This is a genomic window from Nonomuraea sp. NPDC050022 (assembly GCF_044460705.1).
Taxonomy (GTDB): Bacteria; Actinomycetota; Actinomycetes; order Streptosporangiales; family Streptosporangiaceae; genus Nonomuraea.
This window is the reverse complement of sequence record NZ_JBITKE010000011.1, coordinates 40,265-66,663: the sequence shown is the minus strand read 5'-3', so window position 1 is coordinate 66,663 and position 26,399 is coordinate 40,265. Positions and strand designations below refer to the sequence as shown.

Below are 26,399 nucleotides of genomic sequence, written 5' to 3'. Positions count from 1 at the left end.
GATCTGAGTCCGCTGTAAGGTCGGGCGTCGTGACCTCCCCCCGTACCTCTACCGACATCTCGCCCGCCTTCGCGTCTCCGGCTCTCGGCTGGCTGCTCCTGCTGCCGGCCCTGCTGGGTACGTTGATCACCTTGCTCCTGCCCACCGTCCAGACGATCCTGCTCAGCCTCCAGTCGGCCGGGCTCACCGGCCCGAGCGTCTTCGTGGGACTGGCCAACTACGGGCAGGTGCTGGGTCAAGGGGCGTTCTGGAAGGCACTGGTCTTCACGCTGTCCATAACGGTCATCCCGCTGCTGGTGGCCGTGGTGGTGGGGCCGCTGCTCGCGCTGGCGCTCGACTGGTCGGGAGCGTGGCCGAGGCGCGCCGGGCGGATCGTGCTGTCACTGGCCCTGGTGGCGTTCTCGCCGGTGGCCGTGGCGGTCTCCTGGATGCGCGGGCTGATGCCCGACGCGTCCGGCCTGGCCACGATGACCGAGGGCGTGCGCGACCCCGCCACGGCTCCGGGAACGCTCCAGCTCATCCTGGCCGCCGCCACCTTCGGCGTGGTCTGCGCGCTGGCGACGATGGCGTTCCTGCCCGCGCTGCGCGGCGGCACGGTCTCACCGGCCATGCTGGCCGTGGGCGGGCTGGTCGCCCTGGCGATGGTCGCCGCCGGGCTGCAGACGTTCGCGATCGGGCTGACCATGACGCACGGCGGCCCCAACGGGTCCACACAGACGCTGAGCCTCGTCCAGTACACCTACACCTTCATGGTGGGCAGGGTCGGGCTGGGCGCCACGGTGGCGACCGTCATGGGGCTGGTCCTGGGCGTCCTGGGGATCGGCGCGGTCTGCGTGGCGGCGGCGAGCGGCATGCGCATCACGATCGAGCCCCGGGGGGCGACCCCGGATCAGGACGTCGTACGCGCCGGCTCCGGGGCCAAGGTGATCGTCGGCGTGGCGGCGCTGGTGGTCGTCGCCGCCGTCGGGCTCGCCTTGACCTGGCCGTGGCTGTCGGCGCTGCTGGCGCCCGCCCAGCCGGGATCCGCGGCCCCGTCCGGGTGGCGCACGGTCGTCAACACCTGGGCGCCCGCACTGATCGGCGCGCTGGTGTCGGTGGGCGTCGCCTACCTCGGGGCACTCGGCATCGGCGGGCTGCGGCCGCTGGGCCGCAGGAGCGAGTGGCTGCTGCTGGTGTTCGCCCCCTGGCTGTTCGTCGGGATGGGCCCGCTGAGCCTGGCCGGCTGGCGCACCGTCCGCGGCATGAGCCTGATCGACTCCTTCGTCGCCCTCGTCCAGCCGGTGCTGGTCAGCGTGCCCGCCCTGCTGATCCTGACGCTGCTGTGCAAGGGGCTGGCCGCGCGGACCGGCAAGGACTTCCTGGGCGGCGTGGTCCTGCCCTCGCTCCCCATGGCCGGCATCCTCGTCCTGGCCGTCACGCTCGTGAACGGCCAGGAGCTCCTGTGGCCCCTGCTGGTCGCCCAGGACCCCGGCCTGGCCACCGCGCCGGTCCAGCTGCTCACCCGGACCAGCGGCTACACCTCGGCCTTGCCCGACGTCGGCCTGGCCACGCCGCTGGCCGTGGTCGCCGCCGCGCTGATCGGGATCGTCGCCGCGCAGCTGCTCTACCTCGACCGGCTCGCCATCACCGTGGGCCGTTCGCGGGCGGACGCCTCACCTGCGTAAATTGTGGGACCGTGGACATCCGTGATGTGACCTCCGACGACCTTGACGCCGTTCTCGACCTTCGCCAGCGCTCCTTCGGCCTGGTTCCGGCCGCCGAGCGGGAGCGCTGGCGCCAGGCGGCGCTGCCGGCGCTGGCCGAGGGCCGCTACCTGGGCATGTTCGACGGGCCCAGGCTGGTCGCGACCGCGCGGCTGCGCCCGTTCACCCAGTGGTGGCACGGCAAGCCGCAGCCCTTGGCCGGGGTCGCGGCCGTCACCGTCAGCCCGGAGGATCGCGGCAAGGGGGTCGGTGGCCGGCTCATGCAGGCCACCGTGGAGCGGGCCGTGGCGTTCGGCGACGCCGTGTCCGCGCTCTATCCGGCCACCACGCCGCTCTACCGCTCGGCCGGCTACGAGCACGCGGGGGCGCAGCACCGCGTCACGCTCCCGGCCGAGTCGCTGCGGACGATCCCGCCCAGCGGCCGGGTCGAGCTGCGCAGGATGGGTCCCGGCGACGCGGCCGAGGTGGTCTCGGTGCTGCGGCGGGCGCACGGCGCCGCGCGCGCCTCCGGCCCCGTCTCATGGGACGAACGCACCTGGGCGCTGTGGCTCGGCCAGGAGGACGACTTCCTCTATCTGGCGCCGGACGGCTACGTCGTTTACCGCTGGGCCGGCCCGGACATCGAGGTCGACAACCTCGTCGCCGAGTCCGAGCAGACCGCCAGGGCGCTGTGGTCGCTGGTGGGCAGCGCGTCGTCGATGGCCGCGCACGTCACCGCCAACGTCGCGCCCGACGACCCGGTGCTGTGGCTGCTGCGTGAGCGGTCCACGGAGACCATCAAGCAGGTGCGGTGGATGTTCCGCGTCCTCGACGTGGCGGCGGCCGTGGAGCGCAGGGGATACCCGGCCGCGGTCGCGGGCGAGGCGGTCGTCGAGGTGACCGACCGGCTGCGGGCGGGCAACACGGGGCGCTGGCGGCTGGAGTTCTCCGGCGGGGCCGGGGCCGCCACGCCGCTCGGGGACTCGGGGGAGTCCGGGGCGGTGCTGTCGATCAACGGCCTCTCCGCGCTGTACGCCGGGATCCCGGCGGCCACGCTGCGGCGCGGCGGCCTCATGTCCGGGCACGAGCGCTACGACGAGCTACTGGACACCGTCTTCGCCGCCAAGCCGTACATGCTGGACTACTTCTGACCGCCCCAGCCACGTCCGCTCTCCGGCGGTCGTACGGTCGCGGGCGTTCCAGAAGGCGGTCGTACGGTCGCGGGCGTTCCGGAGGGCTGGCGCACGGTCGCGGGTGTTCCCGGCGGATGGCCCATGCTCGCGGGCGTTTCCCGATGCGCGGGCACGTCAGCCGGGGTAGAGTCTCGTGCCGAACAGATGTTCGGCGGCGCGGGGAGGCAGGCCGGTGCGGGTGATGGGCGTCGATCCGGGGCTGACCCGGTGCGGCCTTGGCGCGGTCGAGGGGCGGCCGGGCGCGCCGCTGTCCTTGGTGGCCGTCGGTGTGGTGCGCACCGGCGCCGACGAGGAGCTGGGCACCCGGCTGGTCGGCATCGAGGCCGGCATCGAGCAGTGGCTCGACGAGGTGCGTCCCGACGCGGTGGCGGTCGAGCGGGTGTTCAGCCAGCACAACGTCCGCACGGTCATGGGCACTGCCCAGGCGGCGGGCATCGCGGTCCTGTGCGCGGCCAGGCGCGGCCTGCCCGTCGCGCTCCACACCCCGTCCGAGGTCAAGGCGGCCATCACCGGCAGTGGCACCGCCGACAAGAAGCAGATCGGCGCCATGGTGACCCGCCTGTTGCGGCTCAGCGAGATGCCCAAGCCCGCCGACGCCGCCGACGCGCTCGCCCTGGCCATCTGCCACGTGTGGCGCGGCGGCGCCCAGCACAAGCTGGCCGAGGCCGTGGCAAGGGCCCAGAGCCGCACGGCCCGGGCCCCCCGTACGACACAGGGCCGCACGGCCCAGAGCCGCGCGACAGAGGACCGCACGTCCCTGAGCCGTATGGCAGAGGGCCGTCCGACAGGGAAGGACGTGGCGCTGTGATCGCGTCCGTGGCCGGGCAGGTGACGGCGATCACCCCCTACGGCGCGGTGATCGAGGTCGGCGGGGTCGGCATCCTCACCCACTGCACACCCGCCACCCTCGCCGCGCTCAGGGTGGGCGAGGAGGCGCGGCTGGCCACGTCGCTGGTGGTGCGGGAGGAGTCGCTCACCCTCTTCGGCTTCGCCACCGCCGACGAGCGCACCGTCTTCGAGTTGCTCCAGACGGCCAGTGGCGTCGGCCCCAAGGTGGCGCTGGCCATGCTCGCCGTCCACACGCCCAACGCGCTGCGCGTCGCCGTGGCCTCCGCCGACCTCAAGGCGCTCACCAAGGTGCCGGGCATCGGCCCCAAGGGCGCCCAGCGCATCGTGCTGGAGCTCAAGGACCGGCTCGGCACGCCCGACGAGACGCTCGACGCGGCCCTCAACGGCGACCGGCGGGCGGCGGCCTGGCGCGACCAGGTCCACTCGGGGCTGGTCGGGCTGGGCTACTCCGGAAAGGACGCCGACGAGGCCATCGCCGCGGTCGAGCCGCAGGCGGGCGACGACCCGCAGATCGCCGTCCTGCTCAAGGCCGCCCTGCGAACGCTGAGCAGCGCGCGATGAGCGGGGAGGTCCAGGCGTGAGCCTTGAACGTGATCTCGTCTCGCCCGACGCCGAGGGCGACGAGCTGCAGATCGAGGCGGCGCTGCGGCCCAAGCGGCTGAGCGAGTTCATCGGCCAGGCGCGGGTGCGGGAGCAGCTGTCGCTGGTGCTGGAGAGCGCCATGCGGCGCAATCGGCCGCCGGATCATGTGCTGATGAGTGGTTCGCCGGGTCTGGGCAAGACGACACTGGCTATGATCATCGCAGCCGAGTTGAGCGCTCCGCTCCGCATCACCTCAGGGCCGGCCCTGGAGCGGGCCGGTGACCTCGCGGCCATCCTGTCGACGCTGGCCGAGGGCGAGGTGCTGTTCATCGACGAGATCCACCGAATGGCCCGGCCCGCGGAGGAGATGCTCTACCTCGCGATGGAGGACTTCCGGGTCGACATCATCGTCGGCAAGGGCCCCGGGGCCACCGCGATCCCGCTCGACATCGCGCCGTTCACCCTGGTCGGCGCCACCACTAGGGCCGGTCTGCTGCCCGCGCCGCTGCGCGACCGGTTCGGCTTCACCGCGCACATGGACTTCTACGAGGTCGAGGAGCTGGAGCGGGTCCTCTACCGCTCGGCCAGGCTGCTCGAGGTGACGCTGCCGGGCGAGGGGGCGCACGAGATCGCCAGGCGCTCGCGCGGCACGCCCCGCATCGCCAACCGCCTGCTGCGCCGGGTCCGCGACTTCGCCGACGTGCGGACGGAAGGCGTCATCGACCGCGACATCGCCTCCGCGGCCCTCAACCTGTACGAAGTCGACCCCGAAGGACTCGACCGGCTCGACCGCGCGGTGCTCGGGGTGCTGCTGCGCAAGTTCGGCGGCGGCCCCGTCGGCCTGTCGACGCTCGCGGTGGCCGTCGGCGAGGAGCCGGAGACGGTCGAAGTGGTGGCCGAACCCTTCCTCGTACGCCAAGGTCTGCTGGCCAGGACCCCGCGCGGCCGGGTCGCCACCGCCGCGGCGTGGCACCACCTCGGGATGACACCGCCACCCGACGCATTCGGAGCGACACTTTTCGACTGATCACAGAACGGTTGCAACCGTTTCAATATGGGAACTTCCCCGCGCGCCGAAACGCTGCTTCGTTGCCGCGTTTCGCAACAAGCGCCTACACTCCGTGGCTTGGCTGGCTGTGTAGGCTGACGGGCTGAGCGGCGCGGCCCCGAGGCTACACACGGAATTTCCGGCGCGAGGCCGGTGTCAACTTCTTGTACGACAATGGAAGGTCGCCCCTTATGAACATGGGACAACTCGGAAGCATCCTGCCGCTGATCCTTCTGGTGGTGGTGTTCTACTTCTTGCTGATCCGTCCCCAGCGCAAGCGCCAGCAAGAAGCGACCGCCATGCAGAACTCATTGGCTCCGGGTGCCCGTGTCATGACCACCACCGGCCTGTTCGGAACGGTGGTGGCGGTGGACAATGAGGACGTGATTCTCGAGGTCGCCCCCGGGATCGAGACCCGATGGGTGAAGGCCGCCATCGGGCGTGTCGTCACTCCCGGAGACGCTCCGGCCGACGAGTCTCTCGCCGACGAGCCCGTGGTGGACGACGTCGTCACGGACGACACGGCCGACCACGAGGTCGTCAAGGGCGACGACGTTAAGGGCGAGGATAAGGACAACACTCCCCGTGAGGAGACCGAGACGACCGTGGAGCGCAACGGCGGCAAGGACTCCAGCACCAAGCAGTCCTGACTAGGCTCTGCCTCAAACCCCTATCTGAAAGACTGACGACCAGTGGCCCGACCGACCAGCCGCCACAGCCGACCGGGGCGAACGCTCCTGGTGCTGCTGGCGCTCATCATCGCCCTCGGTGGGACGATGTTCCTGCAGAAGGCGTTCACGCCCAAGCTGGCACTCGACCTCGCCGGCGGCACGACGGTGACTCTGTCTCCCCAGACCCTGAACGGCGCCTCCCCGCCTGAGGAGATCCTGGACCGCGCGGTGAACATCATCCGCGACCGGGTCAACGGCACCGGCCTGTCCGACGCGGAGGTCGCCAAGTCAGGCGACAACATCATCATCTCCGTTCCGGGCGCGGGTCAGGAGGAGGTCATCAAGCTGGTCGGCACCACGGCGGAGCTCCGCTTCCGCCAAGTGCTCGCCATGGCGGCCACGCAGGCTCCGCAGGAGCTCACCACCGAGGCCCCCAAGCCGGGCACCTCGCCGTCCGCCGCTCCGTCCAGCACGGCCACCTCCAAGCCGTCGGCCAAGCCGTCATCGTCGGCGGGGGCCCCCAAGCCCAGCACGTCGCCCACGGGCAAGGCCCTGTCCTCGGCGCTCGTCGCGCCGACGGCCACCCCGTCGGCCGGTGCCCCGGCGACCGAGGCGCCCAAGGCCCAGGAGACGCCGAAGGCCCAGGAGACCAAGAAGGGCCAGAAGGACGCCAAGGCCACTCCGGCGCCCACCCCGACGTCGAGCGGCCAGCCGCCGGCCCAGGACCCCAACGCGGGGATCAACACCCAGGGCATCGACCCGGCCGTGCTCGCGCAGTTCCAGAAGCTCGACTGCAGCGACCCGAAGAACCGCGGCAAGGGCGTCCAGGATGACCCGAAAAAGCAGTTCGCTGCGTGTGAGTCCGACGGCAGCCTCAAGTACGTTCTCGACGTGGCCAAGGTCGTCGGCACCGACATCGCCTCGGCCAGCGCCGGCGTCCAGCAGGGCAGCACGCAGTGGCTCGTCCAGCTCGACTTCAAGAGCAGCGGCGCGAGCGAGTGGAGCAAGCTCACCTCGACCGCCTACAACTCGCAGGAGCCGCGCAACAAGGTCGCCGTCGTGCTCGACGGCGTTGTGATCACCGCGCCCAACATCATCGGCCCGATCCCGGGCGGCCGCGCCGAGATCACCGGTGGCTTCACTCAGAAGACCGCCACCGACCTGGCCGACCAGCTCAAGTACGGCGCGCTGCCGCTGAAGTTCAACCCCAGCTCGATCGACACCGTGTCCTCGACGCTCGGCCAGGACCAGCTCATGGGCGGCCTGATCTCCGGCGCCTTCGGCCTGGCCCTCGTGGTGCTCTACTCGCTGTTCTACTACCGCGGCCTGGGCATCGTCGCCGTCCTCAGCCTCGCGGTCGCCACGATCATCACGTACACGGCGGTGGTCGTGCTCGGCCACAACGCCGGGTTCCGGCTGTCGCTGCCGCACATCATCGGCCTGGTGGTCTCGATCGGCATCACCGCCGACTCCTTCATCGTCTACTTCGAACGCATACGAGATGAGATGAAGGAAGGGCGGCGGACGCTCCGCGCGGCCGTCGAGGTGGCCTGGGTGCGTGCGCGGCGCACGATCCTGATCGCCGACGCCGTCATGTTCATCGCCGCGATCGTGCTCTATCTGCTGGCCGTGGGCGGAGTGGCCGGGTTCGCGTTCGCGATGGGCCTGACCACGCTGATCGACATCGTGGTGGTGTTCCTGTTCACCAAGCCGCTCATCGCGGTGCTGGCCAAGCTCAAGTTCTTCGCCAAGGGCCACCCGTTGTCCGGCCTCGACTCCGAGCGTATGGGCCAGGACCTCGGCACCACCGGCCGTACGACCACCCCGCAGGAGGCCTGAGATGGGACTGGGGCGTCGCCTCTACCGCGGCGAGATCGACGTTGACTTCGTCGGCCGCTGGAAGCTCTGGTACAGCCTTTCCGGCTTCCTGCTGATCGTCTCCCTCGCCGGGCTGCTCATCAACGGGCTCAACCTGGGCGTGGAGTTCAAGGGCGGGTCGGTCTTCTCCTTCAAGGCGCAGACCGCCACCATCCAGCAGGTCCGCTCCTCCTTCCTCGACGAGGGCGTGCACCAGCCGATCGTGCAGACGGCCGGCGATCGCTGGCGGGTCACCACCGAGAGCCTTGACCCGGGCGCGGTGACCAAGGTCCAGAACGGCATCGCGAAGGACTTCAGCGTCGCGGTCAAGGACGTCGACATCCAGTCGATCGGCGCGTCCTGGGGCGGTGAGGTCTCCAACAAGGCGTGGATCGGTCTGGGCGTCTTCATGCTGGCGATCATTCTCTACCTGTCGATGGCGTTCGAGCCGAAGATGGCGCTGTCCGCCATCGTCGCGCTCATCCACGACCTCGTCATCACGGCGGGCGTCTACGCCTGGTCGGGCTTCGAGGTGACGCCCGCGACGCTGCTCGGCTTCCTGACCATCCTCGGTTATTCGCTCTACGACGCGGTCGTGGTGTTCGACATGATCAAGGAAGTCACGGCCAAGCTGGGCACCACGTCGAAGCAGACCTACTCGATGGCGGCCAACAACGCCCTCAACCACACGCTGATCCGATCACTGAACACCTCGCTGGTCGCGATCCTGCCGGTGGCGGCGATCCTGTTCATCGGCACCACGCTGCTCGGCGCGGGCACGCTGAAGGACCTGTCGCTGGCACTGTTCGTCGGCATGATCGTCGGCACCTACTCCTCGCTGTGCGTGGCCACGCCGCTGCTGGTCACGCTGAAGGAGCGGGAGCCGAGATACCAGGCCATCGCCAGGCGGCTCGCCTCCACCGGCACCAAGGGTGGCAAGGGCGCCAAGAGCGCGGCGACGGCCAAGGGCTAGCCCGGCTCGGCCCACACGGGCCCGCACGCGCACGAACGACGCCTCCGCCCAGATGGGCGGGGGCGTCGGCTTGTAGAAGCCCTGAGGGCCCTCACAGAGCCGGACATAACCGGGTGAATGCCACTTACCACCCCCCGGCAGGCGCCGGTGGTCCGCCGGATGGGCCATCATGGAGGCCGTCAGTCGTGGGAGAGGACCGCCAGGCGGTCAACCGAAGGAGTGCCGTCATGAGCGACCTGAGCTCGTTGATCTGCGACCGGATCAGGGACGTTCCCGACTATCCCCAGGCGGGGGTCATGTTCAAGGACATCACCCCGCTGCTGGCCGACCCGGTGGCCTTCACGGCCGTGGTCGACGAACTGGCCGGCGCGTTCGACGTGGACAAGATCGTCGGGATCGAGGCGCGAGGCTTCATTCTGGCCGCTCCGGTGGCCTACCGGGCGGGCGCCGGATTCGTGCCCATCAGAAAAAAGGGCAAACTCCCCTCCGAAACCCTGGAGGAGTCCTACGATCTCGAGTACGGATCCGCGACCATCGAGGTGCACCGCGACGCCTTCGCCGAAGGCGACCGGGTGCTCATCGTCGATGACGTGCTCGCCACCGGCGGCACGGCGGAGGCCACCGTACAACTGGTGCGCAGGGCCGGTGCCGAGGTCGTCGGCGTCGCCGTACTGATGGAGCTGGCCTTTCTCAAGGGACGCGAGCGTCTCGCGGGAGTGGATTTGCGCTCCCTTGTGATCGTCTGAGCCCGCCCCGAGAGAGGCCAGGTTTCTCACCTGGATACACTGGGGGGCCTGGACTCGATGCTAAGGAGTCTGTGTGCCCCGTGATGTGGTCGTGCCCGACGTAACCGACGCTGGGAGTGCCGAGACGGCGCCCGGTGTCCCGGCGGTGCGTCGACGGCGATTTGGGGGTGGGGCCATGAATCCGGTGCTGGAGCCGCTGTTCAGGACGGTTCGCGCCACCCACCCCAAGGCCGACCTGCGCCTGATCGAGCACGCCTACGACGTCGCCGCCTACCATCACCGCGACCAGAAGCGGAAGAGCGGCGACCCGTACATCACCCACCCGCTGGCCGTGGCCACCATCCTGGCCGAGCTGGGCACCGACGACGAGACGCTGTGCGCGGCCCTGCTGCACGACACCGTCGAGGACACCGCCTACGGCCTCGACGAGCTGCGCGGCGACTTCGGCGAGACGATCTCGTCGCTGGTCGACGGGGTCACCAAGCTCGACAAGGTCAAGTTCGGCGACGCCGCGCAGGCCGAGACCGTGCGCAAGATGGTCGTGGCGATGTCGCGCGACATCCGGGTGCTGATCATCAAGCTGGCCGACCGGCTGCACAACATGCGCACGATGCGCTACCTGCCCGAGCACAAGCGCCACCAGAAGTCCCGCGAGACCCTGGAGATCTTCGCCCCGCTGGCCCACCGCCTGGGCATGAACACCATCAAGTGGGAGCTCGAGGACCTCGCCTTCGCCATGCTCTACCCCAAGCGCTACGACGAGATCGCGCGCATGGTGTCGGAGCGGGCCCCGCGCAGGGACCTGTTCCTGCAGGAGGTCATCGAGAAGGTCTCCGGCGACCTGCGTGACGCCAAGATCCGCGCACTGGTCAAGGGCCGGCCCAAGCACTACTACTCGGTCTACCAGAAGATGATCGCCAGAGACGTGGCCTTCGACGACATCTACGACCTGGTGGGCATCAGAGTCCTCGTCGACAGCGTGCGCGACTGCTATGCGGCCCTCGGGACGATCCACGCGCGCTGGAACCCGGTCCCCGGCCGGTTCAAGGACTACATCGCGATGCCCAAGTTCAACATGTACCAATCGCTGCACACCACGGTGATCGGTCCCGAGGGCAAGCCCGTCGAGCTGCAGATCCGCACGCACGCCATGCACCACAGGGCCGAATACGGCGTGGCCGCCCACTGGAAGTACAAAGAGGAGGTCGGCGCCCCGGGCCCCGCCGGCAAGGTCAAGCCGGGCAGCGACATGGCCTGGCTGCGCCAGCTCCTCGACTGGCAGAAGGAGACCTCCGACCCGGGAGAGTTCCTGGAGTCGCTCCGCTTCGACCTGTCGGTCTCCGAGGTCTACGTCTTCACCCCGCGCGGCCAGGTGGTGGCGCTGCCGGAGGGGGCGACCCCGGTCGACTTCGCCTACGCCGTCCACACCGAGGTCGGCCACCGCTGCATCGGCGCCCGCGTGAACGGCCGCCTGGTGCCGCTGGAGTCGCGGCTGGGCAACGGTGACACGGTCGAGATCTTCACCTCGAAGTCGCCCGACGCCGGTCCGTCGCGCGACTGGCTCAAGTTCGTCAAGTCCGGCCGCGCCCGCAACAAGATCCGCCAGTGGTTCTCCAAGGAGCGCCGCGAGACCGCGATCGAGGCGGGCAAGGAGGCCATCGGCCGGGCCATGCGCAAGCAGGGGCTGCCGCTGCAACGCCTGATGTCCGGCGAGTCGCTGCTGGCCCTGGCCCGCGACCTGCGCTATCCCGACGTGTCCGCGCTCTACGCGGCCGTGGGGGAGGGGCACGTCGCCGCGCAGACGGTCGTGCAGAAGCTCGTGGCCTCCATCGGCGGCGTCGACAGCGCCGAGGAGGACATCGCCGAGACCTCGCTCCCGACCCGCCTGCGTGGCCGTCCCCGGGGCGGCGGCGCGGGCGTGGTCGTCGCGGGCGACTCCGATGTCTGGGTACGCCTGTCGAAGTGCTGCACCCCGGTGCCCGGCGACGAGATCGTCGGCTTCGTCACCCGGGGGCACGGCGTGTCGGTGCACCGCGCCGACTGCACCAACATCGTGCAGCTCAAGTCGCAGCCCGACCGTCTGGTGGAGGTGAGCTGGTCGCCGGGCGACGACTCGGTCTTCCTGGTGGCCATCCAGGTCGAGGCCCTCGACCGGCCCCGCCTGCTGTCCGATGTCACCCGGACCCTGTCCGACCAGCACGTCAACATCCTCAGCGCCTCGGTGACCACCTCGCGAGACCGGGTGGCGGTCAGCAAGTTCACCTTCGAGATGGGCGATCCCAAGCATCTCGGTCACGTGCTGAAGGCCGTCCGCAACATCCAGGGCGTTTTCGACGTCTACCGGGTCAGCGGCGCGAGCACGTAGCCGGATCAGGCGCCGGGTCGGCGGCCCAAGCGTGTGGACAGATCGGGCAGGTTGACCACGATCGCGTCCTGCGTGCTGCGGGCGATGACGACCACGGCCTCCTGCTCCGGATCGGCGTTCTCCTCGCGGTGCGGGACATAGGGCGGGACGAAAATGTAGTCACCGGGCTTGGTCTCCAGCCGCGTCTCGCGTGCGTCCCGGGGGTCGAGGAACACGAACGACGGTGTGCCGCTGATCACGTAGATGGCCGTCTCCGACTCCCCGTGGTGGTGATCGGCCGAGCGCGTCGACGGGGCGACGTGGGTCTGGCCCATCCACAGCTTGCCGGACCCGGCCGTACGCCCGCTGACGGCGGCCAGGCGGTGCATGCCGGAGCTCTGGGCGGTCTCGGACGTCAGATCGCCTGAGGCGATGTGGCGCAGCCGCTGGTGGAAAGGGTCCCCATCGGCCCGGTAACCCTCCCACAGGCGCCCTCCGGCCCGCTCCAGCACGCTTCCCGCCGTGGCGGCCAGGCGTACCGGATCGTCGTGGGCGGACAGCAGCTCGTCGGCGAGCGCGGCGTCGTACGCGCGCAGCTCGCGCAGCAGCCATTTGCCCGAGCCGTGCCAGCGGCCCGCGGACGTCAGCGCCAGCCGGGCCGACTCCTCCACGACCTGCCAGCGGATGAACGCCAGCTCGCCCGGATCCGTCGCGCCCGCCAGGTCGTCGAGCAGGTCCGACAGGAGGTAGCGGGCCCGGTCCAGCATCCGGGGCGCGGCGGGGCCGGGACCGGCGGAGAGGCGTTCGCGCATGACCGCCTGGACCTCGGCGGCGCGGCCCGCCCGGTCGGTGAGCACCACGCCTTCGGCGCACAGGCGCGGCAGGGTCGGCGAGTGGGCGGCCAGATCGCGGTCGGCCCAGCCGGTCAGGCTCAGCTCGGTGTGCACCAGCAGGTCTACCGGCCAGTCATGCCAGCGCAGCGACTCGCGGTAGGGCACGGCCAGGCCGTCCAGCACCACGACCACGTCGAGATCGGACCGGCTCGTGCGGTGGCCGGTCAGCGCGCTGCCGCCCAGGAAGGCGTAGAGCGCGTCCGGGAACAGCTCGGCGACCAGGGCGCGCGCGGCGGGCACAGGTTCCATGCCCAACACCCTAGAACTCCCCGAGCCGGCCGGGCATCCCCCGACGCCGGACATCCCTGATGACAGGACATGCCGGGCGCCGGGTACGCAGGCGACCCCCTTCGCCCGCGGATCGGCGCGAACCTCAGCGGATCGGCCCTCAGTGGATCTTCGCGGACCTCAGCTGAACTCGGCCAGCGTCCGCTCGGCCTCCTCCAGCCACGAGCGGCGGGCCGTGATGGCCTCCTCGGCCTCCTTCACGTCCTTGGCGCGTCCGGCCGCCTCGGCCTTGGCCAGGCGCTTCTCCAGCTGCTCGATCGAGGTGCGCAGCTGGTCGACCGCGTTCTGGGCGCGGGCCCTGGCCTCGGGGTTGGACCGCTTCCACTCGGCGTCCTCGGCCTTGCGCACGGCGTCGTCCACCTTGCGCAGGCCGCCTTCGAGGCGGTCGCGCTGCTCGCGCGGCACCGGACCGGCCGCCTCCCAGCGCTCCAGGATGTGGCGCAGTGCCGCCCTGGCCGTGCGGACGTCGGTGACCGGAAGGATCTTCTCGGCCTCCGTCAGCAGCACCTCCTTGAGCTCGGCGTTGGCCGCCAGGGACGCGTCCCGCTCGGCGAAGACCGCCGAGCGGGCCTGGAAGAACAGGTCCTGGGCGCCCTTGAACCGCGCCCACAGCTCGTCCTCGGCCTCCCGCGACGCCCGGCCCGCGCTCTTCCAGCGCTGCATCAGGTCGCGATAGACGGCCGCCGTCGTGCCCCAGTCGGTCGAGTCGGCGATCGCCTCCGCCTCGGCGACGATGCGCTCCTTCTCGGCGCGTACGCCCTCGCGCTGCTCGTCGAGCCCCGCGAAGTACGCCTTGCGCCGCTTGGCGAAGGCGGTGCGGGCGGCCGACAGCCGCTTCCACAGCGCGGCCTCGGTCACGCGGTCGATGCGGTCGGCCGCCTTCCACTCCTCGACCAGCTGGCGCAGCCGCTCACCACCCGACTTCCAGTGGGTGGTCTCGTCGGCGATGCGCTCGGCCTCGTCGACGATGCGTTCCTTGACCGTCCTGGCCTCGGCGCGCGCGTGCTCACGCGCGGCCTTGACCTCCTCGCGCCGCTGCGCGACCGCCTCCGTCAGGCCGTCGAGACGGGCCGTCAGCGCGGCGAGGTCGCCGATGGCGTGCGCGTCGGCGACCGCTTCGCGGAGCTTGACGATGCTGGCCTCGGCCTGCGCCGGGGCCAGGTCGGTGCCTTTCAGCCGCTGCTCCAGCAGCGTGACCTGGCCGGCCAGCTCGTCGTACTTGCGATGGAAGTAGGCCAGCGCCTCGTCCGGTTCACCGGCCTGCCAGGACCCGACGGCTCGCTCTCCCTCAGCCGTACGCACGTAGACGGTGCCGTCGTCGTCTACCCGGCCCCACGGGTCGGTGCTCACCGTGTCCTCCCGCACTATCCATCAGACCCTTCGGGACTACTGTCCCTAGTTTGTATTACGTCAGCTCTTGCCAGAGAATGTCACGCTTTTGATTTCGACGGTTTCCTTAGGTGCGCCAGTACCATCCTGCATGGGAGTGATGACACCTGCTTTGTTCACCTTGTCTAGGATGTCCAGACCCTTGGTGATCGTACCCACCGGCGTGTAATCCGGGGTGAGTCCGAGGTCGCCGAAGACCAGGAAGAACTGGCTCCCGGTGCTACCCGGCGCCTGCGTCTTGGCCATCGCCATCACGCCGCGCTTGTAGGTGGCGCCCTTGAGGTTCTCCTCGGCCATGACGTAGCCGGGGCCGCCCGCACCGTCCGACTCGCCCTTGCCGTCGGCCTTGGCCTGCGGGTCTCCGCACTGCAGCATCGGGAACTGGGCGCTGCCGAGCCGGTGACACTTGCTGCCGTCGTAGAACTTCTTCTCCGCCAGGTAGGCCAGCGAGTTGACCGTGCACGGCGCCTTGGCGTTGTCGAGCTGCACCTCGATGTCGCCCAGATTGGTGTTGAGCGTCATCGTCTTGGTCGCCGGCTTGAGTTTCACCTTCTTCGGCGGCAGTCCGACGTCCTTGACCACGCCGCCGCCCTTCTCCGCGACGTAGTCGCAGGTGCCGGTCTTGGCGTCGAACGGCTTGGGCCCCGCGGCGGCCGAAGCCGAGGCCGTGGGCGCCGCCGTGTCCTGGGCGGAGGTCGAGGGCTGCGCCGTCGCGGCGGCGTCGGTCTTCGAGTCATCGCCGCCGCCCAGCAACGCGACCGCCGCCACGATGCCCCCCACCACGACGACCACGCCCACCGTGGAGCCGATGATCGCCGTGCGCTTGGCGCGCTGCTCGCGTTCGAGACGGCGTGCCAGCTGCCGCTCGTGGTGCTCGCGTGCCAGCTGTTTCTGCCGGTCCTTCCCCGTGGCCACCGCTTTGCCTCCCATAGTCAATCAACTGAGGTGGGCGAATCGTATCGGCCAACGGGTAATGATTCGCAGCCCGGCGACCCGCACCGGTACCCTTCGGTTACATTCCCATTGGCTTTTTTGACGAGATCAGCTGAGGCAGATGCTCATCGCAGGCTTCCCCGCAGGGGCCTTCCAGACCAATTGTTACGTCGTCGCGCCCGCAGCGGGCGAGGAGTGCGTGATCGTCGATCCAGGTCAGGACGCGGTCGACGGGGTCGAGGAGCTGCTGAGAGAGCACCGGCTCAAGCCGGTGGCGGTGCTGCTCACCCACGGACACCTCGACCACGTCTGGTCGGTGGCCCCGGTCTGCGGCGCGCGCGACGTGCCCGCCTGGATCCATCCCGACGATCGCCACCTGCTGAGCGACCCGGCCGCGGGCTGGTCGCCGTCGAGCTCGGCGATGTTCGGCGGCATCACGCTCAGCGAGCCCGACGACGTACGGGAGCTGTCCGACGGCGCCGTGCTGCCGCTGGCCGGGCTGGAGCTCGTGGTCGACCACACCCCCGGCCATACCAAGGGGTCGGTGAGCTTCCGGATGCCCGATGACGACGTCCTGTTCTCGGGTGACCTGCTGTTCGCCGGCTCCATCGGCCGCACCGACCTGCCGGGCGGCGACTACCCGACGATCCTGCGCAGCCTGGCCGACAAGTGCCTGCCACTGCCTGACGATACGGTCGTCCTGCCGGGCCACGGACCACAGACCACGATCGGCCACGAGCGCGCCACCAATCCATATCTGAAGGAAGCCGCGCCGCACGCCGGTCCCACACGAGGCATCTAACAGGGATCTCATGAGTTTCCAAGCGCCAAAGGGCACCTTCGACTGGCTGCCGCCCCGCTCCGAGCAGGTCCTCGCCGTACGCGAGGCCCTCGTCGCGCCCGCGCGGCTGGCCGGCTACGGCTACATCGAGACGCCGGTGTTCGAGGACACCCAGCTGTTCGCCAGGGGCGTGGGTGAGTCGACCGACATCGTGTCCAAGGAGATGTACACCTTTCCCGACAAGGCGGGCCGGTCGCTGACGCTGCGTCCCGAGGGCACCGCGTCGGTCGTACGCGCCGTCCTGCAGCACGGCCTGCACAACGGCCAGCTCCCGGTCAAGCTGTGGTACTCCGGCAGTCAGTTCCGCTACGAACGCTCCCAGAAGGGCCGTTATCGGCACTTCTGGCAGGTCGGCGCCGAGGCGCTCGGCTCCGAGGATCCCGCGCTCGACGCCGAGATCATCGTGCTGGGCGCCCAGGGCTTCGCCGCGCTCGGCCTGACGGGCGTCCGGCTGCTGATCAACTCGCTGGGCGACAAGACCTGCCGGCCGGCCTACCGGGCCGCGCTGCAGGAGTTCCTGCGCGGGCTCGACCTCGACGCCGACACCAGGGCCCGGATCGAGATCAATCCGTTGCGGGTGCTCGACGACAAGCGGCCCGAGGTGCAGGCGCAGCTGACCGGCGCGCCCCTGGTCGTCGACCACCTGTGCGCCGCCTGCAAGTCCTACCACGAGGAGGTCCGCGGGCTGCTGAGCGCCGCCGGCGTGGCCTACGAGGACGATCCGCGGCTGGTGCGCGGGCTCGACTACTACACGCGCACCACGTTCGAGTTCGTGCACGACGGGCTCGGCTCGCAGTCCGCGGTCGGCGGCGGCGGACGCTACGACGGGCTGAGCGAGATGCTCGGCGGGCCGCCCCTGCCCAGCGTCGGCTGGGCCCTGGGCGTCGATCGCACGTTCCTCGCCATGGAGGCCGAGGGGTTGATCGGCGAGGCCGCACCGGGACGCGTCCAGGTGTACGGTGTCCCGCTGGGTGACGAAGCCCGCCGCCGGATGTTCCTGCTCGTGACCGAGCTGCGCCAGGCGGGCGTCAGCGCCGACCTGGCTTACGGCGGCAAGGGGCTCAAGGGCGCGATGAAGGGCGCCGACCGCTCGGGTGCCCGGTTCGCGCTGATCCTGGGCGAGCGTGACCTGGCCGCGCAGGCCGTACAACTGAAGGACCTGACCACCGCTGAGCAGACCGAGGTGCCGCTGGCCCAGGTCGTCGATGTCTTGAAGGGGAAAGTGCAGTGATGCGCACGCATACCGCCGGGTCGCTCCGAGAGGAGCACGCCGGGCAGCAGGTGACGCTGGCAGGATGGGTGGCCAGGCGCCGTGATCACGGCGGTGTGGTCTTCATCGACCTGCGCGATGCCTCCGGCTCGGCGCAGGTGGTCTTCCGCGAGGAGGACCACGCCCACGACCTGCGCGCCGAATACTGCGTGCGGGTGGTCGGCCAGGTCCGGGTCAGGCCGGAGGGCAACGAGAACCCCGAGCTGCCCACCGGCGCGATCGAGGTCGTCGCCGAGCGGGTCGAGGTGCTCAGTGAGTCCGCCCCGCTGCCCTTCCCGATCGAGGGCGGCGCGGGCGTCTCCGAGGAGGCCCGCCTCAAATACCGCTATCTCGACATTCGCCGCCCGCAGGTGGCCAATGCCCTGCGGGTCCGCTCGAAGGCCACCTACCTGGCCAACGAGGTCATGCACGAGCTGGGCTTCGTCTACGTCGAGACGCCGACGCTGACCAGGTCCACGCCCGAGGGCGCGCGCGACTTCCTGGTGCCGGTCCGGCTCCAGCCGGGCAACTGGTACGCGCTGCCGCAGTCGCCGCAGCTGTTCAAGCAGCTGCTCCAGGTGGGCGGGCTCGAGCGCTACTACCAGCTCGCCAAGTGCTACCGCGACGAGGACCTGCGGGCCGACCGGCAGCCGGAGTTCACCCAGATCGACGTCGAGATGTCGTTCGTCGACCAGGAAGACGTCATCGCGGTCGGCGAGAAGCTCATCGGCCGCGTGTGGCGGGAGACGGTCGGCTACGAGATCCCGACCCCGCTGCCCCGCATGACCTACGCCGACGCGATGGCCCGCTACGGCTCCGACAAGCCCGACCTGCGCTTCGGCCAGGAGCTCGTCGAGATGACCGACTACTTCGCCGGCACCTCCTTCCGCGTCTTCCAGGCCGACTACGTGGGCGCGGTCGTCATGCCGGGCGGCGGCTCGCAGACCCGCAAGGAGCTCGACGGCTGGCAGGACTGGGCGCGCTCGCGCGGCGCCAAGGGCCTGGCGTACGTGCTCGTCCAGGAGGACGGCACGCTCGGCGGCCCCGTGGCGAAGAACCTCTCAGAAGAGGAAATTTCCGGACTCGCGGCGAAGGTCGGCGCCCAGCCGGGCGACGCGGTCTTCTTCGCGGCCGGCGCGCGCAACGCGGCGCGCGACCTGCTCGGCGCGGCCCGGCTGGAGATCGGCCGCCGCTGCGGCCTCATCGACGAGTCGCTGTGGTCGTTCCTGTGGGTCGTCGACGCGCCCATGTTCGAGGAGGACGGCGAGGGCGGCTGGACGGCCGTGCACCACCCGTTCACCGGCCCCAAGCCCGAATGGGCGGACAACTTCCAGGACCACCCCGGCGAGGCCCTGGCCTACGCCTACGACATGGTCTGCAACGGCATGGAGATCGGCGGCGGCTCCATCCGTATCCACCGGGCGGAGATGCAGCAGCGGGTCTTCGACGTGCTGGGCATCTCCAAGGAGGAGGCCGAGAACAAGTTCGGCTTCCTGCTGGAGGCGTTCAAGTACGGCCCGCCCCCGCACGGAGGCATCGCCTACGGCTGGGACCGCATCTGCATGCTGCTGTCCGGCGGTGAGTCAATCCGCGACGTGATCGCCTTCCCGAAGACCGCCTCGGGCTTCGACCCGCTCACCGGCGCGCCCACGCCCATCACGGTGGACCAGCGCAAGGAGGCGGGCGTCGACGCCAAGCCCAAGAACGAAGGCTGACCCACCACGAAAGAGGGCGCCCCGCCTCTCCGGTTCAGGAGAGGCGGGGCGCCCTTTCGTGTCCGGCTAGCGGAGCGTGACCTTCTCGATGATGATCGGGTTCTTCGGGGCGGTCGAGCCGCCGTCGCCGACGATGTCCTGGCTGTTGACGATGACGCCGTCCTTGGCGACCTTCTCGATGATCTCCAGGCCCGAGCGGACCATGCCGAGCACCGAGTACTGGCCCTCGATCTGCGAGTTCTCGTCCGACAGTGAGATGGCGAACTGGCTGCTGTTCTGCCCGGCCGCGTCCAGCGGCTGGGTGAGGAACACCACACCGCGGGTGTACGGGATCGCGCCGACGGCCTCGTCCTGGTAGACGTAGCCCGCCGTGCCCTGGCCGTCCGTCGGGTTCTTGCCGTCGGCCTTGGCCTTGGGGTCGCCGCACTGCAGCAGGAACAGCCCCGCCGTCTCCGGCGTCACCAGGCGGTGGCACTTGGTGTTGTTGTAGAAGTTCTTCTTGGCCAGGAAGTCCATCGAGTTGACCGAGCATGGGGTCGCGGCCGGGTCGACGTCGATGACGATCTTGCCATGGTTGGTGAAGACGGTCATCGTCTTCAGCTTCAAGTTCGGGCGGCTGCCCGGCATGCCCACGTACTTCATCGGCACGCCCGAGGTGTCCCGCTTGTAGGTGCAGGATATCTTGCCGGTCTTCTTCGGTATCGAGGACAGCGACGGCGTCGGCGAGGGCGCGGCGCTGGGCGGCGTGGAGGCCGACGGAGTGCTCTCGGCCGAGACCTTCTTGCCCGCGTCGTCCTTGTTGACCAGCGTGGTCGCGGCGAAGATGCCGCCCGCCACCACGACCACGGCCAAGCCCGCGCCGATGAAGACGTTCCGCTTCCCCTTGGCGCTGTCCGCCGCCGCGCGCTGCTCCTGCCGCTCCTTGTGTTCCCGAGCCAACTGGCTCTGGCGGTCGTCCTCGCCGCTCACCGGTATGTCCTCCACTTTTGCCAGTACATGACCAAACAACTCCGGGAATGCTACCGGCCCTGCGATGTGCCGGACGTAAGAGGAGGAAACCACTCGTAGTGACGGGATGGACCGCGAACCATATCGTGTCGCCATTCGTAGTTGAAATGAGAACTAGGAGTGCAGACATGTTCGACGAGATCTTCGGCTTGCCCGCCCATCCGCTGATCATCCACTTCGCCGTGGTGCTGACCCCGCTCCTCGCGGCCGCCTCCGTGGCGTACACGGTCCTGCACCGCTGGCGGCCGCTGCTGGCCTGGGCGGTGGTCCTGCTCTCCCTGGGGGCGCCCGTGGCCGTCTTCGCGGCCAAGGAGAGCGGCGAGAGCCTCAAGGCGGCCCGCTTCGCCTCGGTCGACGGCAGCCTGGGCGAGCGGATCGAGACCCATGAGAACTTCGCCAACCCGTTGCTCCTGTCGACGGCGGGCCTCGGGGTCGCCGCGTTGCTACTGGTCTACGCCACGAGCCCGAGCCGCGGCTCGCTCGGCGACCGGTTCGGCCGCCCGGCCACCCTTGTGCTGTCCGGCGTGACGGTGCTGCTGGCCGTGGTGGTCGGCTACTTCGTCTTCCGCGCCGGTGACTCGGGCGCGAGAGCCGTCTGGGGCGCGTAGCCCGCTCCCTGATGGTGGAAGAGCCGTCCGGGATACCCGGCCCGCTCTCTGGCGGTGGATTGAAGCCCGTGTGCCTGGCGGTGGACCGAGGCCCGCTTGCCTGATGGTGGGCCGCTGGACGCGGTCCACCCCGTAAACTCGCGTTGTGGAGAGTCTGTTCGATTCGGCGGCTGAGGAGGCCACACCGCAGCCCCTCGCGGTCCGGATGCGGCCGCGCACGCTCGACGAGGTGATCGGCCAGCGGCACCTGCTCGGCGCGGGCACCCCGCTGCGCAGGCTCGTCGAGAGCGAGGCGCCGATGTCGCTCTTCCTCTGGGGGCCGCCCGGCACCGGCAAGACGACGCTCGCCTACGTCGTCTCCAACGTCACCAAGCGGCGCTTCGTCGAGGTCTCCGCCGTCTCGGCCGGGGTCAAGGACGTACGCGCCGCCATCGACGTCGCCAAGCGCGAGCTGGGCATGAGCGGCCGGCAGACCGTGCTCTTCGTCGACGAGGTCCACCGCTTCAACAAGGCCCAGCAGGACGCCCTGCTGCCCGCCGTCGAGAACCGCTGGGTCACCTTCATCGGCGCCACCACCGAAAACCCCTTCTTCTCGGTCATCTCCCCCCTGCTGTCGCGCTCGTTGCTGCTCACGCTCGAGTCCTTGACCGACGACGACATCCGCGCGGTCCTGGAGCGGGCGGTGGCCGACGAACGCGGCCTCGGCGGCCGCGCCACCGTCGCCCGCGAGGCCGTCGACCATCTCGTACGCCTGGCCGGCGGCGACGCCCGCCGCTCCCTGACCTACCTCGAAGCCGCCGCGCTGCTGTCCGACGACATCACGGTCGAGGTCGTGGAGAAGGCCGTCGACAAGGCGGCCGTCCGCTACGACCGGCAGGGCGACCAGCACTACGACGTCATCAGCGCCTTCATCAAGTCGATGCGCGGCTCCGACGCCGACGCCGCGCTCCACTACCTGGCCCGCATGATCGAGGCGGGCGAGGACCCGCGCTTCATCGCCCGCCGCATCGTCATCTTCGCCTCGGAGGACGTCGGCCTGGCCGACCCGACCTGCCTGCAGACCGCGGTCGCCGCGGCCCAGGCCGTGCAGCTGATCGGCCTGCCGGAGGGCCAGATCAACCTGGCCCACGCGGTCCTGCACTGCGCGCTGGCGCCCAAGTCCAACGCCGTCGTGAAGGCCATCGGAGCGGCGATCGGCGACGTACGCCGCGGTCTGATCGGCCAGGTGCCCGGCCACCTGCGCGACGCCCACTATCCGGGCGCCGCCAAGCTGGGCCACGGCGACGGCTACAAGTATCCGCACGACTTCGACCACGGGCTGGTCCGCCAGGACTACGCGCCCGAGCAGGTGCGCGACAAGCGCTACTACGAGCCCACCAAGCATGGTGGTGAGGGCGTGCTGGCCGAGCGGTGGGCTCGGATACGTGACTTCCTGCGTGGCTCTTGACGGCCGCTTGGCGGGCTCTTGAAGGACTTCTGGCTGTCCGGCACGGGCCGGGTTCGGCTGGTCGGCGTCGGGGTCGGTGCCGCTCGCGAGCCGGTCCGTTCGAGCGGGGAAACGGGGGCCTCCGACGTGGCGGCCTGATGGAGCCGGGCGTCACCAGTAATCTGGGCCGTCGAACGCGATAGGGTTCTTGCCGTTCCGGCCCAGCGTACGAGGGAGATGAGCGGATGCTTACCGCTGGAGAGGTCGCCGGGCTGATCGCCGCCACGGGCTGGATCGTCTTGGTCTGCGTGCTCGTCATGGTGCTGGTCAAGCTCACCCGGCTGATCACCGCGACCAGCAGAGCGGTGGCCGACCTGAGCGCCCGCATGGCGCCGCTGCTCGACGACATGAGCCTGACGGTCAACGAGACCAACCGGCAGCTGGTGGTCGTCGAGGCCATCGCCAAGGACGTCAAGCAGGTGAGCTCCCACGCCGCCAAGCTCAGCGCCGTCACCCAGACCGTCTTCACCGGACCGCTGATCAAGGTCTCCTCCATCGGCTACGGTGTGCGCAGGGCCATCGAGGTCCGCAGGCCGCGCAAGGCGGGCCGGCGGCGATGATCAGACGGCTGTTCTACCTGTCGCTCGGCGCGCTGCTGACCCTCTGGGTGATGCGCAGGCTGCAGGCGCTCCACCCCAACCACGTGGCCCGCAGGACCGTCGGCGGCGCCGCGAGCATGCTCGGACGGGTGAGAGACTTTACTTCTGACGCGCTCGGCGAGGCCGCGGAGCGCGAAATCGAGTTGCGGGCCCGTTTCGGACTCGACAACCCTGAAAGCAACGACTAACGCAAAGGATGGCCACCATGGAGTCGGCAGAGATCGCGCGCCGCTTCCTGCGCTTCTTCGAGGAGCGTGGGCACAAGGTAGTGCCCTCGGCCAGCCTGATCGCTGAGGACCCGACGCTTCTCCTGGTCAACGCGGGTATGGCGCCGTTCAAGCCGTACTTCCTGGGGCAGCGCAAGCCTCCGGCGGACCGGCTGGCCACCGCGCAGAAGTGCGTACGCACCCCCGACATCGACGAGGTCGGCAAGACCACTCGGCACGCGACGTTCTTTCAGATGCTCGGCAACTTCTCCATCGGCGACTACTTCAAGGCCGAAGTGATCCCGTTCGCCTGGGAGTTGCTGACCAAGCCGGAGTCCGAGGGCGGCTTCGGCTTCCCGCCCGACCGCCTCTGGGCGACCGTCTACCTCGACGACGACGAGGCGCTCGACATCTGGCACAACAAGGTCGGCCTGCCCCTCGACCGCATCCAGCGCCGCGGCCTCGAAGACAACTACTGGCACATGGGCGTGCCCGGCCCCGGCGGCCCGTGCTCGGAGATCTACTACGACCGCGGCCCCGAATACGGCCGCGAGGGCGGCCCCATCGCCGACGAGAACCGTTACCTCGAAGTCTGGAACCTGGTCTTCATGCAGGACCAGCTCGGCGAGGTCCGCAGCAAGGTCGACTTCGACATCATCGGCGGCCTGCCCGCCAAGAACATCGACACCGGCATGGGCCTGGAGCGCATGGCGGCGATCCTGCAGGGCGTCGACAACATCTACGAGATCGACACCACCTACAAGATCCTCGACAAGGCGGCCGAGCTCACCAAGACCCGCTACGGCCGCGACCACCGCTCCGACGTCAGCCTGCGGGTGATCGCCGACCACGTGCGCACCGGCACCATGCTGGTCGCCGACGGCGTCATGCCCGGCAACGAGGGCCGCGGCTACGTGCTGCGCCGCATCCTGCGCCGCTCGGTCCGCAACCTGCGCCTGCTCGGCTCCGGCGACGAGCGCTACATGCACGCGCTGACCGAGGTCGCGATCGAGGTCATGAGCGAGCAATACCCGCAGCTGAAGGCGGACGCGCCACAGATCCACGGGGTCATCGACGCCGAGGAGGCGTCCTTCCTCGGCACGCTGCGCACCGGCACCGCCATGTTCGACGTCACGGTGGAGGAGACCAAGCGCAAGTCCGGCACCACGCTCTCCGGCGAGCAGGCGTTCCAGCTGCACGACACCTACGGCTTCCCGATCGACCTCACGCTCGAAATGGCTTCCGAGCATGGACTCCAGGTCGACGAAGAGGGCTTCCGCCGCCTGATGAAGGAGCAGCGCGACCGCGCCAAGGCCGACGCGGCGGCGAAGAAGACCGGCAACGCCGACATCTCCGTCTTCGGGCAGCTGCTGGAGAAGGCGGGCCGGGTCGAGTTCCTCGGCTACGACCAGACCGAGGCCGACACCAGCATCGTCGGCATCCTGGTCGACGGCGGCGCGGTCCCCGCGGCGGGCGCGGGCACCGACGTGGAGGTCGTGCTCTCCCGCACTCCCTTCTACGCCGAGGGTGGCGGCCAGCTCGCCGACCAGGGCGTGATCCGCACCGGCGGCGCCGAGGTCGAGATCCGCGACGTGCAGACGCCGCTCGCGGGCCTCGTCGTGCACCGCGGCCGGATCCGCAAGGGCGAGCTCAAGGTCGGCGACGAGGCCCAGGCGGAGATCGACATCGAGCGGCGCCGCGCGATCTCGCGCAGCCACAGCGCCACCCACCTCGTCCACCGCGGCTTCAAGAACGCGCTGGGCGAGACGGCGGCGCAGGCCGGCTCGGAAAACTCGCCCGGCCGCTTCCGCTTCGACTTCACCGCGGCGGGCGCGGTGCCGCCGAGCGTGCTGCGCGACGTCGAGGACGAGGTCAACGCGGTCCTCGTCAACGACCTCAAGGTCAACGCCTTCTACACCTCCCAGACGGAGGCCAGGGCGATGGGCGCGCTGGCGATGTTCGGCGAGAAGTACGGCGACGAGGTCCGCGTCGTGGAGATCGGCGACTACTCGCGCGAGCTTTGCGGCGGCACCCACGTGCACAGCTCCGGCCAGCTCGGCCTGGTCAAGGTGCTCGGCGAGCAGTCGGTCGGCGCCGGTGTGCGCCGCGTCGAGGCGCTCGTCGGCATCGACGCCTTCCGCTTCCTGGCGCGCGAGAGCGTGCTGGTCGCCCAGCTCACCGAGCAGCTCAAGGCGCGCCGCGAGGAGCTGCCCGAGCGCGTCGAGGGCATCGTCACCCGCCTGCGCACCGCCGAGAAGGAGCTGGAGCGGCTCCGGTCCGCGCAGGTGCTCCAGGTGGCGGGCGAGCTGGCGGCGCAAGCCCGTGACCTGGACGGAGTCTTCGTGGTGACGCACCGCGCGCCTGACGGCACCGGGGCCGACGACCTGCGTAAGCTCGCGCTTGATGTGCGTGGCAGATTCCCGGCCGACCGACCGGCGGTCATCGTGATCGCGGGTGTCCCCTCCGACCGGCCCGTGGTCGTTGCCGCGGTCAACGAGGCGGGACGTGAGCGTCAGCTCAAGGCCGGGCGACTGGTCGGCGTCGCCGCCAAGGCGCTTGGGGGTGGCGGTGGCGGCAAGGACGATGTCGCGCAAGGCGGCGGCACACGACCAGAGGCGGTCGGCGACGCGCTGCGACTGGTCGAGCAGGCCATCGCGGAGCAGCTCGGCTGACATGCGGTTCGGTTCACGGATCGGCGTGGACGTCGGGTCCGTACGCATCGGCGTGGCCCGCAGTGACCCCTCGGGCCTGCTGGCCACTCCGGTGGAGACCGTCAGGCGAGGCCAGGGCGACCTCGACCGCATCGCCTCGATCGCCGACGAACATTCGGCGATCGAAGTCGTGGTCGGGCTGCCCACCTCGCTGTCGGGCCGCGAAGGGCAGGCCGCCGCGCTGGCCCGCGAATTCGCCACAGCGCTGGCCCGGCGACTGGCGCCCACGCCCGTCCGCCTCTTCGACGAACGGCTGACCACGGTCGCGGCGCAGCAAGGACTACGGGCCAGCGGCGTGCGGGCCAAGAAGCAGCGCGCGGTCGTGGACCAGGCGGCGGCGGTCGTGCTGCTGCAGGACGCGCTCGACGTCGAGAGAGCCACGGACAGACCACCCGGCAGGCCCGTCGATCCGCCCTCCGGGGTGGACGGCGGACCCGCCTCATGACCGGGCCTCTTACCGGGGGCGGCGGGGAACGGGCGGGGGTGGCCGCATGAGCGGGCCACCTCCGGACGAGAATGACGACCTGA

23 protein-coding genes are annotated in these 26,399 nt (G+C 70.1%); 19 read left to right on the top strand and 4 right to left on the bottom strand.

What is annotated here, in order from left to right; genetic code table 11:
• The first annotated feature begins 29 nt into the window (after positions 1–29).
• The 10 genes from ACIBO2_RS40895 (at position 30) to ACIBO2_RS40850 (ending at position 11,966) form a co-directional block, all read left to right on the top strand.
• Positions 30–1,664 (top strand): carbohydrate ABC transporter permease, encoded by a 1,635-nt coding sequence (locus ACIBO2_RS40895; protein WP_397303852.1) that lies wholly within the window; start codon positions 30–32, stop codon positions 1,662–1,664.
• A gap of 11 nt (positions 1,665–1,675) precedes the next feature.
• Complete coding sequence (gene eis, locus ACIBO2_RS40890) at positions 1,676–2,833, top strand: GNAT family N-acetyltransferase (RefSeq protein ID WP_358545921.1); 1,158 nt, start codon at positions 1,676–1,678, stop codon at positions 2,831–2,833.
• A 214-nt stretch (positions 2,834–3,047) separates the two neighbouring features.
• Positions 3,048–3,683: a crossover junction endodeoxyribonuclease RuvC gene (ruvC, locus tag ACIBO2_RS40885; RefSeq protein ID WP_358545918.1), complete on the top strand. Its 636-nt coding sequence runs from the start codon at positions 3,048–3,050 to the stop codon at positions 3,681–3,683.
• Positions 3,680–4,285 carry a Holliday junction branch migration protein RuvA gene (gene ruvA, locus ACIBO2_RS40880; RefSeq protein WP_358545915.1) on the top strand — a complete coding sequence of 202 codons (606 nt, stop codon included), beginning with the start codon at positions 3,680–3,682 and terminating at the stop codon, positions 4,283–4,285. The genes ruvC and ruvA overlap by 4 nt, the downstream gene beginning before the upstream one ends.
• 16 nt (positions 4,286–4,301) lie before the next feature.
• Positions 4,302–5,333, top strand: a complete 1,032-nt coding sequence (gene ruvB / locus ACIBO2_RS40875; protein ID WP_357955567.1) for a Holliday junction branch migration DNA helicase RuvB — start codon at positions 4,302–4,304, stop codon at positions 5,331–5,333.
• 212 nt (positions 5,334–5,545) lie between these two features.
• Positions 5,546–6,004 (top strand): preprotein translocase subunit YajC, encoded by a 459-nt coding sequence (yajC, locus tag ACIBO2_RS40870; RefSeq protein ID WP_397303849.1) that lies wholly within the window; start codon positions 5,546–5,548, stop codon positions 6,002–6,004.
• 42 nt (positions 6,005–6,046) lie between these two features.
• Positions 6,047–7,864, top strand: a complete 1,818-nt coding sequence (gene secD / locus ACIBO2_RS40865) for a protein translocase subunit SecD (RefSeq protein WP_358545909.1) — start codon at positions 6,047–6,049, stop codon at positions 7,862–7,864.
• A 1-nt stretch (position 7,865) separates the two neighbouring features.
• A complete protein-coding gene (gene secF / locus ACIBO2_RS40860) occupies positions 7,866–8,855 on the top strand; it encodes a protein translocase subunit SecF (RefSeq protein ID WP_358545906.1) in 990 nt (329 codons plus the stop codon).
• 227 nt (positions 8,856–9,082) lie between these two features.
• Positions 9,083–9,601 carry an adenine phosphoribosyltransferase gene (locus ACIBO2_RS40855; RefSeq protein ID WP_357955560.1) on the top strand — a complete coding sequence of 173 codons (519 nt, stop codon included), beginning with the start codon at positions 9,083–9,085 and terminating at the stop codon, positions 9,599–9,601.
• Between the two features lie 175 nt (positions 9,602–9,776).
• Positions 9,777–11,966 (top strand): bifunctional (p)ppGpp synthetase/guanosine-3',5'-bis(diphosphate) 3'-pyrophosphohydrolase, encoded by a 2,190-nt coding sequence (locus tag ACIBO2_RS40850; protein ID WP_358545904.1) that lies wholly within the window; start codon positions 9,777–9,779, stop codon positions 11,964–11,966.
• Between the two features lie 5 nt (positions 11,967–11,971).
• Here the strand turns inward: ACIBO2_RS40850 and ACIBO2_RS40845 are convergent, their stop codons facing one another.
• The 3 genes from ACIBO2_RS40845 to ACIBO2_RS40835 all read right to left on the bottom strand — a co-directional run bounded on the left by ACIBO2_RS40845 (position 11,972) and on the right by ACIBO2_RS40835 (position 15,430).
• Positions 11,972–13,087 (bottom strand): cupin domain-containing protein, encoded by a 1,116-nt coding sequence (locus tag ACIBO2_RS40845; protein ID WP_358545901.1) that lies wholly within the window; start codon positions 13,085–13,087, stop codon positions 11,972–11,974.
• A gap of 159 nt (positions 13,088–13,246) precedes the next feature.
• Positions 13,247–14,476 carry a DUF349 domain-containing protein gene (locus tag ACIBO2_RS40840; RefSeq protein ID WP_358545898.1) on the bottom strand — a complete coding sequence of 410 codons (1,230 nt, stop codon included), beginning with the start codon at positions 14,474–14,476 and terminating at the stop codon, positions 13,247–13,249.
• 60 nt (positions 14,477–14,536) lie between these two features.
• Positions 14,537–15,430 carry a peptidylprolyl isomerase gene (locus ACIBO2_RS40835; RefSeq protein WP_357955552.1) on the bottom strand — a complete coding sequence of 298 codons (894 nt, stop codon included), beginning with the start codon at positions 15,428–15,430 and terminating at the stop codon, positions 14,537–14,539.
• A 139-nt stretch (positions 15,431–15,569) separates the two neighbouring features.
• Here ACIBO2_RS40835 and ACIBO2_RS40830 point away from each other — a divergent pair, with 139 nt between their 5' ends.
• From ACIBO2_RS40830 to aspS, 3 genes are read left to right on the top strand one after another with little or no spacing between them, the layout of a single operon-like run.
• On the top strand, positions 15,570–16,250 hold the full coding sequence (locus ACIBO2_RS40830) for an MBL fold metallo-hydrolase (protein WP_358545895.1): 681 nt from the start codon (positions 15,570–15,572) through the stop codon (positions 16,248–16,250).
• Positions 16,251–16,260: 10 nt separating this feature from the next.
• Positions 16,261–17,520, top strand: a complete 1,260-nt coding sequence (gene hisS, locus ACIBO2_RS40825; RefSeq protein ID WP_397303846.1) for a histidine--tRNA ligase — start codon at positions 16,261–16,263, stop codon at positions 17,518–17,520.
• Positions 17,517–19,253, top strand: coding sequence for an aspartate--tRNA ligase (aspS, locus tag ACIBO2_RS40820; RefSeq protein ID WP_358545890.1), 1,737 nt, complete (start codon positions 17,517–17,519; stop codon positions 19,251–19,253). The genes hisS and aspS overlap by 4 nt, the downstream gene beginning before the upstream one ends.
• A gap of 66 nt (positions 19,254–19,319) precedes the next feature.
• Here the strand turns inward: aspS and ACIBO2_RS40815 are convergent, their stop codons facing one another.
• A complete protein-coding gene (locus ACIBO2_RS40815; RefSeq protein ID WP_358545887.1) occupies positions 19,320–20,237 on the bottom strand; it encodes a peptidylprolyl isomerase in 918 nt (305 codons plus the stop codon).
• Positions 20,238–20,389: 152 nt separating this feature from the next.
• On the opposite strand from ACIBO2_RS40815, the gene ACIBO2_RS40810 reads away from it, so the two are divergent.
• The 6 genes from ACIBO2_RS40810 to ruvX all read left to right on the top strand — a co-directional run bounded on the left by ACIBO2_RS40810 (position 20,390) and on the right by ruvX (position 26,316).
• Positions 20,390–20,869, top strand: coding sequence for a hypothetical protein (locus ACIBO2_RS40810; RefSeq protein WP_358545884.1), 480 nt, complete (start codon positions 20,390–20,392; stop codon positions 20,867–20,869).
• 145 nt (positions 20,870–21,014) lie between these two features.
• Positions 21,015–22,316 (top strand): replication-associated recombination protein A, encoded by a 1,302-nt coding sequence (locus ACIBO2_RS40805; protein ID WP_358545882.1) that lies wholly within the window; start codon positions 21,015–21,017, stop codon positions 22,314–22,316.
• Between the two features lie 224 nt (positions 22,317–22,540).
• Positions 22,541–22,915: a DUF948 domain-containing protein gene (locus ACIBO2_RS40800; RefSeq protein ID WP_358545880.1), complete on the top strand. Its 375-nt coding sequence runs from the start codon at positions 22,541–22,543 to the stop codon at positions 22,913–22,915.
• Complete coding sequence (locus tag ACIBO2_RS40795; RefSeq protein ID WP_225298225.1) at positions 22,912–23,142, top strand: hypothetical protein; 231 nt, start codon at positions 22,912–22,914, stop codon at positions 23,140–23,142. Before ACIBO2_RS40800 ends, ACIBO2_RS40795 begins: the two co-directional genes overlap by 4 nt.
• Before the next feature lie 17 nt (positions 23,143–23,159).
• Positions 23,160–25,832: an alanine--tRNA ligase gene (gene alaS / locus ACIBO2_RS40790; RefSeq protein WP_358545874.1), complete on the top strand. Its 2,673-nt coding sequence runs from the start codon at positions 23,160–23,162 to the stop codon at positions 25,830–25,832.
• Position 25,833: 1 nt separating this feature from the next.
• Complete coding sequence (gene ruvX / locus ACIBO2_RS40785; protein WP_358545872.1) at positions 25,834–26,316, top strand: Holliday junction resolvase RuvX; 483 nt, start codon at positions 25,834–25,836, stop codon at positions 26,314–26,316.
• The last annotated feature ends 83 nt before the right edge of the window (positions 26,317–26,399 follow it).

Coding starts and splice junctions, on each gene's coding strand:
- yajC (WP_397303849.1), top strand. CDS start 5,546: ATGAACATGGGACAACTCGGAAGCATCCTGCCGCTGATCCTTCTGGTG.
- secF (WP_358545906.1), top strand. CDS start 7,866: ATGGGACTGGGGCGTCGCCTCTACCGCGGCGAGATCGACGTTGACTTC.
- ACIBO2_RS40855 (WP_357955560.1), top strand. CDS start 9,083: ATGAGCGACCTGAGCTCGTTGATCTGCGACCGGATCAGGGACGTTCCC.
- ACIBO2_RS40850 (WP_358545904.1), top strand. CDS start 9,777: ATGAATCCGGTGCTGGAGCCGCTGTTCAGGACGGTTCGCGCCACCCAC.
- ACIBO2_RS40845 (WP_358545901.1), bottom strand. CDS start 13,087: ATGGAACCTGTGCCCGCCGCGCGCGCCCTGGTCGCCGAGCTGTTCCCG.
- ACIBO2_RS40830 (WP_358545895.1), top strand. CDS start 15,570: ATGCTCATCGCAGGCTTCCCCGCAGGGGCCTTCCAGACCAATTGTTAC.
- hisS (WP_397303846.1), top strand. CDS start 16,261: ATGAGTTTCCAAGCGCCAAAGGGCACCTTCGACTGGCTGCCGCCCCGC.
- ACIBO2_RS40810 (WP_358545884.1), top strand. CDS start 20,390: ATGTTCGACGAGATCTTCGGCTTGCCCGCCCATCCGCTGATCATCCAC.
- ACIBO2_RS40800 (WP_358545880.1), top strand. CDS start 22,541: ATGCTTACCGCTGGAGAGGTCGCCGGGCTGATCGCCGCCACGGGCTGG.
- ACIBO2_RS40795 (WP_225298225.1), top strand. CDS start 22,912: ATGATCAGACGGCTGTTCTACCTGTCGCTCGGCGCGCTGCTGACCCTC.
- alaS (WP_358545874.1), top strand. CDS start 23,160: ATGGAGTCGGCAGAGATCGCGCGCCGCTTCCTGCGCTTCTTCGAGGAG.
- ruvX (WP_358545872.1), top strand. CDS start 25,834: ATGCGGTTCGGTTCACGGATCGGCGTGGACGTCGGGTCCGTACGCATC.